The 1305-nt window shown below is 68.4% G+C and carries 1 protein-coding gene; it reads right to left on the bottom strand.

Features of this window, described 5'->3' with window-relative positions; genetic code table 11:
- Window positions 1–455 precede the first annotated feature (455 nt).
- The coding region (locus GEV06_28520; protein MPZ21796.1) for an FtsX-like permease family protein at window positions 456–1305 on the bottom strand (850 nt) is incomplete at its 5' end.

The following is a 1305-nucleotide window of genomic DNA, read 5'->3' as shown; positions in this document are numbered from 1 at the left end:
GTGCTCAAGCGGGTCGCTGATCGCGAGTCCGCCAGGGCACCGTATCTGGGCCCGATCAGCGCGATCGCACGCGCGTCAATGCGGCAGATTCACGGCAACATGAAGCGACGCCGTGCGCGCAGCCCGCGCCTGGCCGGTCGCGGGTCCGCTCGTGCCGGCGTTCACATGGCTCGTAGACAGACGCCGGCCGAATGACTCAACCACCCGCATCTCGACGCTTCATACCGTCCCCTCTTCCGCCGGCGACCGCAGGGAACGACCTGACTCAGCGTGAACATGGTTAGCAGGTTCCCAGCAACACAGCGACGGGAAAGTGGTGGGAGGAGTGAGTCGCGAATTCGTGCCTGATTTCCCAACTCTGGGATGCGGCTTCAGGCCGACAGGGCTTACACCAAGCCATCCAGCGACAGGGCCCGAGCCTCAGGGCCTTGTCCGCCGTCCTGGCGTCCGATCGACTACTCGGCCCGGAGCGCCTCGACCGGGTGAATCCGCGTGACGCGGCGCGCCGGCAGGTAGCTGGCCACGGCGGCGGCAGCGAGCGAGCCGACCACCACGACCGCATACGTCGGCGGATCGATTGGCTCGACCTCGAAGAGCAGCGCGGACATCAGGTGCGACAGTGGAGCGGCGGCCACCAGGCCGGCCGCGGCCCCGATGCCGCCCCACAGTAGCCCGCTGCCGACGAACATCAGCTGCAGGCTCTCCTGTCGGGCGCCGAGCGCCAAGCGGATGCCGATCTCGCGCGTCCGCTGCAAGAGCGTGTAGGCGATCACCGCGTAGATGCCGATGGCCGCCAACAGCAGGGCCATGCCGCCGCTGATGCCGAGCAGCGTCAGCGTGAAGGCGGTCCGCGACATCGACTTGTCGTATACCCGCTGCATCGTCTGCATCTGCGTGACCGGCAATCCCCCGCTCACCGCCGATACCGCGCGGCGGATGTCCGCCGCATAGCCTTCCGTCCCGGCGCGCGGTCCGCGGATCATGAACGTCGCCGACCGGGAGGAGCGCAGCGGCCAGTACACCGTCGAAGGTGACGGCCGGTCCGCCCCGTCATGGCGGACATCGCCGACTACGCCGATCACCTCACTCCAGGAATCGTTCGGATTCGAACGAATGCGCTTGCCGATCGCCGCCGCCGCCGAGCCCCAGTATTCACGGGCGAAGTTCTCGCTGATCAGCACGACCGAGCGCTTCTGGTGGAGATCGGTCCAGTCGTACTCGCGACCGGCGGCCAGCGGCGTGCCCAGCACCCGGAACGCGCCCGGTGCCGCCCTGATGAAGCGGCGCAGGGGCGGGATGGTGTGG

The sequence above is a fragment of the Luteitalea sp. genome (assembly GCA_009377605.1).
Lineage (GTDB): Bacteria > Acidobacteriota > Vicinamibacteria > Vicinamibacterales > Vicinamibacteraceae > WHTT01.
The sequence above is the reverse complement of the archived record's forward strand: the minus strand, read 5'-3'. Positions and strand labels throughout refer to the sequence as shown.